General features: G+C 72.6%; 6 protein-coding genes. 2 read left to right on the top strand and 4 right to left on the bottom strand.

The features are described 5' to 3' along the window. Positions 1-150: 150 nt before the first annotated feature. Positions 151-1932 (bottom strand): sensor histidine kinase, encoded by a 1782-nt coding sequence (locus tag Ade02nite_RS08420; RefSeq protein ID WP_203760980.1) that lies wholly within the window; start codon positions 1930-1932, stop codon positions 151-153. Then, entirely contained in the window at positions 1929-2606 is a 678-nt protein-coding gene (locus Ade02nite_RS08415; RefSeq protein ID WP_203760979.1) for a response regulator transcription factor, read from the bottom strand. The genes Ade02nite_RS08420 and Ade02nite_RS08415 overlap by 4 nt, the downstream gene beginning before the upstream one ends. A gap of 138 nt (positions 2607-2744) precedes the next feature. Between Ade02nite_RS08415 and asnB the strand changes: the two genes are divergently transcribed. Next, positions 2745-4679, top strand: a complete 1935-nt coding sequence (gene asnB / locus Ade02nite_RS08410; protein ID WP_275409890.1) for an asparagine synthase (glutamine-hydrolyzing) — start codon at positions 2745-2747, stop codon at positions 4677-4679. 63 nt (positions 4680-4742) lie between these two features. Here asnB and Ade02nite_RS08405 read toward each other — a convergent pair whose 3' ends face one another. After that, complete coding sequence (locus tag Ade02nite_RS08405; RefSeq protein WP_203760977.1) at positions 4743-5783, bottom strand: hypothetical protein; 1041 nt, start codon at positions 5781-5783, stop codon at positions 4743-4745. Between the two features lie 38 nt (positions 5784-5821). On the opposite strand from Ade02nite_RS08405, the gene Ade02nite_RS08400 reads away from it, so the two are divergent. After that, positions 5822-6418, top strand: a complete 597-nt coding sequence (locus tag Ade02nite_RS08400; RefSeq protein ID WP_239168629.1) for a TetR/AcrR family transcriptional regulator — start codon at positions 5822-5824, stop codon at positions 6416-6418. Here Ade02nite_RS08400 and eda read toward each other — a convergent pair. Continuing rightward, positions 6415-7023 carry a bifunctional 4-hydroxy-2-oxoglutarate aldolase/2-dehydro-3-deoxy-phosphogluconate aldolase gene (gene eda / locus Ade02nite_RS08395; RefSeq protein WP_203760975.1) on the bottom strand — a complete coding sequence of 203 codons (609 nt, stop codon included), beginning with the start codon at positions 7021-7023 and terminating at the stop codon, positions 6415-6417. The two genes, Ade02nite_RS08400 and eda, sit on opposite strands and share 4 nt — an antisense overlap. Positions 7024-7043 lie beyond the last annotated feature (20 nt).

Below are 7043 nucleotides of genomic sequence, written 5' to 3'. Positions count from 1 at the left end.
ACATGCCGCGCATCCGCTCGGAGCGTCCGGCGTTCGACGCGAAGTTCCCCGAGCTGGCGGCCGGCGAGCAGTCCATCGCCGGCCCGCCGGAGGGCGGCGCCCGCCCGCTGACCAAGGAGTCGGACGGCGGGGCGACCTACGCCGAGGACATCAGCTCCGACCGGGACCGCTGAGCGCGGGCAACCGTACCGTGAAGGTCGTGCCCATGTGGGGTTGACTGGCCACCTCGATGCGCCCGCCGTGATCGGTGACGATGCGGTGGGCGATGGTCAGGCCCAGCCCGGTGCCGCCGGTGGCGCGCTGCCGGGCCGGGTCGGCCCGCCAGAACCGCTCGAAGACGTGGGGCAGGTCGCCGGCCGCGATGCCCACGCCGGTGTCGCGCACGGTCAGCACCGCCTCGCCGTCCTCGCGGCCCACGCGCACCACCACGCGCCCGTCGCGGTCGGTGTAGCGGATCGCGTTGCTCAGCAGGTTGCCGAGCACCTGGCGCAGCCTGTCCTGGTCGGCCTCCACCCAGACCGGCGCGGGCGCCTCCAGGACGAGCTCGAGGCCCGCCTCGGCGGCGCGGGCCCGGTGGGCGGTCACGGCGGCCGAGGCGAGCTCGGCCAGGTCGGCCGGCGTCCGGGTGTATCCCAGGTCGCCGGCCTCGGCCAGCGCGAGCACCTGAAGGTCGTCGAGGATGCGCCCCTGCAGCAGGGTCTCCTCGTGCAGCGAGGCGAACAGCTCCGGGCTGGGGTCCACCACGCCGTCCGAGAGCGCCTCGAGATAGCCGCGCAGGTTCGACAGCGGGGTACGCATCTCGTGCGCGACGTCCGCGATCAGCCGCCGCTGACGCTCCTCGCTCAGCTCCAGCGCGCTCGCCATGCTGTTGAACGAGGCGGCCAGCCGGGCCAGCTCACTCTCGCCCTTGATGCGCACCCGCACGTCGAGCATGCCCGCGGCGAGCATCTGCGACGCGCCGGTGAGCCGCCGGACCGGGCGGCTGACCTGCCGGGCGATCAGGAACGTGCCGATGAGCGCCACGACGACCAGGCCGGCGGCCCCGATCAGGGCCGGGCGGCCGAAGTCGGCGATGTCGACGGTGCCCCGGGCGCCGAGGTGCAGCCGTAGCGGCACCGCCGAGCTGGTGACCACCGTGTCGGCGTACGCGGCCTCGATGCACTTGCTGCCCAGCGGATCACCCACCAGACGGCGGGGCGCGCCGATGCAGTTGTCCAGGTAGTCCCAGTAGCTCGTGAACCACGCCTTGTCGCCGAGCACCTTGGCCGTGGCCTGTTCGAGGCACGTGGGCGACAGTGCCCGCTGCTGCGGGGTCAGGTACGGCGCCTGGTCGAGGCCGAGGGCCGGCTCGGCGCCGAGGCTCGCGTGGAGGCAGCGCACGTAGACCAGGCCGGTGCGATACTGCGCGGCCTGCCGGACCGCCAGCGCCGCCCGGCTGCCGTACAGCACGTCGGTGGGGGCCGGGCCGTACAGGTCCCGGGGAACGAGGTCGAGCCCCGGCCGGATCACCGACGACGGGCTCGCGCGCGCCGGCCCGGCCGACGGCCCCGGGGTCGCCGCCGGCGCGGGGTAGAGCTCCCCCGGGGCGGGCCGCGGGTTGATGTCGTACCCGATGGCCTGCACGGCGCCGGCGGTCCGGTGCGCCTCGGTGTCCGAGTCGACCAGCACCTGCCCCTCGGCGGTCTGCAACTGGATGTGCAGGTGGGTGCTGTCGGACAGCTGGGTCACCAGGCGGTTGACGCCGGGCCAGTTGCCGTGCCTCAGCCCGTACCGCTGGATCTGCTCCACGATCTCGGCACGGTGCCGGCTCTGCGCCTCGAGGGCGTCGGACACCTCGCGGGAGGCCAGGTTGAGGGTCAGCCACGCGGTCGCGCCGATGGCGCTGAGCGCCACCAGCATGACCAGCAGGAAGATGCGGACCCGGAAGCTCAATGCTCGGCCATCCGATATCCCCGGCCGTAGACGGTCTGCACGTAGAGCGGATCGGCCGGATTCTTCTCGATCTTGCGGCGCAGGTTGACGATGTGCGCGTCGACCGTGCGCTCCGAGACGTCGTGCTCGAAGCCGAACGCCTTGTCGATGATCTGGGCGCGGGTGAAGACGCGGCCCGGCTCCTTGGCCAGCAGCTCCAGGATCGCGAACTCCTTGGCGGTGAGCGTGACCGTGTCGCCGCGCATGCGCACCTCGAAGCGGCCCGCGTCCACCTCGAGGTCACCCACCCGCAGCGGGCCCTCGTCCGAGGAGCCGGCGCGCCGCAGCAGCGCGCGGACGCGGGCGGTCAGCTCGCGCGGGCTCACCGGCTTGGCCATGTAGTCGTCCGCGCCGATGTCCAGCCCGAGCAGCATGTCGTTCTCCGAGGACCGGGCCGTGACCAGCAAGATCGCCACGTTCGACTCGGCGCGCAGGATGCGGCAGACGTCCAGCCCGTCGACCAGCGGCATCATCACGTCGAGCACGAGCAGATCGGGCTTGCGCGTACGGGCGACGTCCAGGGCCGACCGGCCATCACCCACCGTGATCACCTGATGGCCCTCCCGCTCGAGATAGAGGCGGATGAGCTGGGCGTGCTTCGGGTCGTCGTCGGCCACGAGGATACGTGCTGTCACGGGCCGATTCTGACCGAGCGGGGCAACTTTCGACGACGAATGTTGGGTTCATGTGAAGGTCCCGACCGATTGCGATGAGGCCACAAGTTCTTCACAGGAAGCGCCCTACCTTTCCCGGACCGACAGGGGAGGTACGTCATGTGTGGGCTCAGCGTGTTCGTGAGCAGCCGTCCGGCCGCGGGGGCGCCGGACGAGACCTCGGCGGCCGCGTTCGCCGCGGCGCTCGAGTCGATGCACCACCGCGGCCCCGACGACACCCAGGTCGAGTTCGCCGACGGCGCCGCGTTCGGCTTCAAGCGCCTGGCCATCATCGACCGGGCCGAGGCGCAGCAGCCGGTGCACTACCGCGACCGGTGGACCGTCGTGTTCAACGGCGAGATCTACAACTACCGGGAGCTGCGCGACGAGCTCATCCGCGAGCACGGCGCCACGTTCGCGACCGAGGGTGACAGCGAGGTGCTCGCCGCGGCCTTCCACTTCTGGGGCCCGGCGGCGCTGCCCCGGCTGCGCGGCATGTTCGCTTTCGTGGCGTACGACCAGTGGACCGGCACCCTGCACGCGGCGCGCGACCCGTTCGGCATCAAGCCGCTCTACCTGCTCGAGACCGTCGACGGCCTGTTCCTGGCCAGCGAGCGCAAGGCGCTGCTGCCGTTCAGCGGCAACAGCCGCGCCGCCCTCGACACCGACGCGCTCGCGCACTACCTGACCTTCCAGTACGTGCCGGACCCGCTGACCCTGCACCGCCAGGTGCGGCGGCTCCCGCCCGGCCACCGGCTCGCCTGGACCGCCGGCGGCGGCGTGCGAACCGAGCGTTACTTCCGCCCGTCGCTGCGCCCGCTCGCCACGAAGGCCGAGGACGCCCAGGCGGCCATCCGGGACGCGCTGCGCGACAGCGTGCACAAGCACCTGCACGCCGAGGTGCCGGTCGGCGCGTTCCTGTCCAGCGGCGTCGACTCGTCGGCGATCGTGGCGCTGGCCCGCGAGAAGAAGCCCGACCTGCACGTCTTCACGGCCGGCTTCGGCACCGAGGGCTACTCCGAGATCGAGATCGCCCAGGACACGGCCGACCAGCTCGGCGTGAAGCTGACTCCCACCGTGGTCAGCGAGGACGACGTGATCCGCGAGCTGCCCCGCATCATCTACCTGCTCGACGACCCGGTGGCCGACCCGTCGCTGATCCCGCTGTACTTCCTGGCACAGACCGCGTCGCGCTATGTCACCGTGGTGCTGTCCGGCGAGGGCTCCGACGAGCTGTTCGGCGGCTACACCATCTACCGCGAGCCGATGTCGCTGGCGAACGTCGAGCGGCTCCCCGCCGGCCTCAAGCGCGGCCTGCGCGGCCTGTCCCACGCGATGCCCGAGGGCATGCGCGGCCGCAGCTTCCTCGACCGCGGCACCACGCCGATCGAGGAGCGCTACTACGGCAACGCCCGCATCTTCACCCCCGCGGAGAAGGCCGAGCTCCTGCGTTTCACGGCCGAACCCCACACGGCGATAACCTCCCACCTGTACGCGGAGACGGCCGACGTGGACGACGTGGCGTCCATGCAGTACGTGGACCTGCACACCTGGCTGCCCGGCGACATCCTGGCCAAGGCCGACCGCATGTCGATGGCCCATTCGCTCGAGCTGCGAGTGCCCTTCCTCGACCCGATCGTGTACGCGGCGGCAGCCGGCCTGCCGACCGAGCTGAAGCTGCCCCCGCACAGCCGGGTCACCAAGCACGCCCTCCGCGAGGCGATGCGCGGCATCGTGCCGGAGTCGGTCCGCGACCGCCGCAAGCTGGGCTTCCCCACCCCGACCCGGCTCTGGCTCAAGGGCTCCATCGGCGACTGGGTGGACGGCCTGCTCGCCGGCTCGGGCGCCCGCCACCTGCTCGACCTGGACTACGCCCGCAAGCTGCTCGCCGAGCACCGCGCGGGCCACGCCGACAACTCCCGCAAGGTGTGGACGGTAGCCATCTTCTGCCTCTGGTACGCCATCTTCGTCGACGGCACCATCCGCCCGGCGACGACGGCCTTGGCCCCGGCGACGGGCGCGCCGAGCCTGCTGGCGCCGGCCGTGCACGCGTAGGCCCGATCTGCCGGACCGCTCACCTTGCCGGACCATGTGGCGGTGCCCATGGTGATGGTGCGGTCATTTTGACGCCTTGATGGCGCGGGCGCGGCCGTACTCGGCGAGGGTGTGGAAGGCGGCCTTGGGCTCCCACGGCATCCCCGGGTAGGCGGTGCCCGTGCGGCCGCGGGGAAGGACCTTGACGATGCCGAAGCTGCCCCGGTCGAAGTCGCGCTCGGGGTCGTCGGAAGTGGGCAGGTGGCGGCAGGCGAACGTGTAGACGAACGCCGTGTCCACGCCGCCCGCCTCGTAGAGGTCGAGGAGCTCGCGCAGGTAGGCGGCCTGTTCCGCCTCGTTGCGCTCGACGGTCTCGGTGAGCCGGACGGCCCGCGCGGTGCGCTCGTCGTACCCGATGATGTCGCTGCGGCTGCCCCGGGCGGCGGCGCCGGTGAAGGGAGCGCAACCGAACTCGGTGACGGCGACCGGCTTGCCCTGTGCCCTCAGCGCGGCGAGGCTCGCGGGCAGCGCTGCGGCGTTGGTGGCGTCGCGGTACCCGGCGTCGGTCGCGATGAAGTCGAACGGCGCCCAGTCGACCGCCTCCAGAGGGAGCGAAGCGTACCCTATCAACCCGCCGAAGCGGCGGCGCGCGCCGGCCGCGGCCCGGGCCAGCAGCTCGTTGGTCCGCCGCTGCACGCCGGGCAGGATCTCGCGGGTCCGCGCGGGGTCGGCGAGAACCGCCGAGCGCTCGGTCAGGCTGTCGCCGGGCATGAGCCCGATCGTCATCAGGCTGATCTCCGAGCCGGTGAGGAACCGGACCGTCGCGCCCTCGCGCCGGATCCGCTCGGCCCGTTCGGCCGCGTCCAGCAGGAACGCTTCGAGTTCTTCGACGGTCAGGTCGTTGGTGAACGGGCAGTACCACACCTCGAGCCCGACGGCCGCCGCGTGCCGAGCCGCGATCTCCAGGCGATCGGCCACCCCGCCGGTGACGCGGACGGCGTCGGCGTGCAGCTCCTCGCGGATGATCCGCATGTCCTCGGCGACGACGCGGGAGTCGAACGGCTCGTGTGTGGTGGTGCCGACGTTGGTGAAGCCGGTGTCGTAGGTGACGCCCCAAGCACGCATGCTCCGGAGCCTACCCCGATTAAGGTACGATGCGTACCGTGGCAGCACAGCGGCGGCGGGGAGCGGAACTGGAGCGGGCGATCCTGCGCGCGGCCGCCGACGAGCTGGAGGCCAACGGGTACGCCGCCATGACCATGGATCGGGTGGCCCGGCGCGCTGGCACGAACAAGAACGCGATCTACCGCCGGTGGCCGCAGCGGGCCGCGCTGGGCGTGGCGGCGTACAAATATGTGGCCGACGCCCGCACCCCCACGCCCGACACCGGCAGCCTCCGCGGCGACGCCCTGGAGCTGCTGCGCCAGGCCAACGCCACCTGGTCCTCGCCCCGCGGCGCCATCCTCCGCGACCTGCTGGCGGCCGCCGCCGACGAGCCCGCGCTGCTCGACCTGCTGCGCGCGCAGGCGGGCGCCAGTGCCATGAGCGCCGCCTGGTTCACCCTGCTGGCCCGCGCGGTCGCCCGCGGCGAGGCCCCCGCCGAGTCGGTGCACCCCCGCGTGGCGTCGCTGCCCATGACCTTGCTGCGCGGCGAGTACGCGCTGCGGGGCATCCCCGCCGTCCCCGACGAGGTCCTGGTCGAGATCGTCGACGAGATCTTCCTGCCCCTGGTCCGCGGCCGAGCGCAGCCGGTCGCCTAGCGCAGATCGCGGGCGAGCGTGACCGCCTCCGCCGACAGGGCGGTGACCTCCGCCCAGTCCTCCTCGGCGAGCAGGTTGCGCGCCACCATCCACGAGCCGCTGACCGTTCGCACGGATGCCAGCCCCAGATAGTCGGGCAACGTCTTCTGGCTGACGCCGCCGGAGGGCACGAAGCGCATGCCCGGGAACGGCGCCGACAACGCCTCGATGTAGGCCGGGCCGCCCAGCAGTCCGGCCGGGAAGAGCTTCACCTCGTCGAGCCCGAGCGCCACGGCCGCCATCAGCTCCGACGGCGTCGCCACGCCCGGCAGCACGTCGAGGCCGCGCTCCCTGGCCCGCTCGACGACCGCCACCGAGAGTCCCGGGCACACGACGAACTGCGCCCCGGCCTCCGCGACCTGGTCGACATGCTGCGGTGTGAGCACCGAGCCCGCGCCCACCCGCAGCCCGTCGACCTGCCGGGCCCGCCGGATGCCGTCGAGCCCCGCCGCGGTGCGCAGCGTGATCTCGACGGTGTTGATGCCGCCCGCCCGCAGCGCCACCCCGAGCGGCACGGCCTGCTCCGCGTCGTCCAGAACCACCACAGGCAAAATCGGCCCGGTCATCGCACACCTCTTCCCGGTCG

Origin of the sequence: Paractinoplanes deccanensis, assembly GCF_016862115.1 — a bacterium.
GTDB classification, from domain to species: domain Bacteria; phylum Actinomycetota; class Actinomycetes; order Mycobacteriales; family Micromonosporaceae; genus Actinoplanes; species Actinoplanes deccanensis.
The sequence above is the reverse complement of the archived record's forward strand: the minus strand, read 5'-3'. Positions and strand labels throughout refer to the sequence as shown.

Coding starts and splice junctions, on each gene's coding strand:
- asnB (WP_275409890.1), top strand. CDS start 2,745: ATGTGTGGGCTCAGCGTGTTCGTGAGCAGCCGTCCGGCCGCGGGGGCG.
- Ade02nite_RS08405 (WP_203760977.1), bottom strand. CDS start 5,783: ATGCGTGCTTGGGGCGTCACCTACGACACCGGCTTCACCAACGTCGGC.
- eda (WP_203760975.1), bottom strand. CDS start 7,023: ATGACCGGGCCGATTTTGCCTGTGGTGGTTCTGGACGACGCGGAGCAG.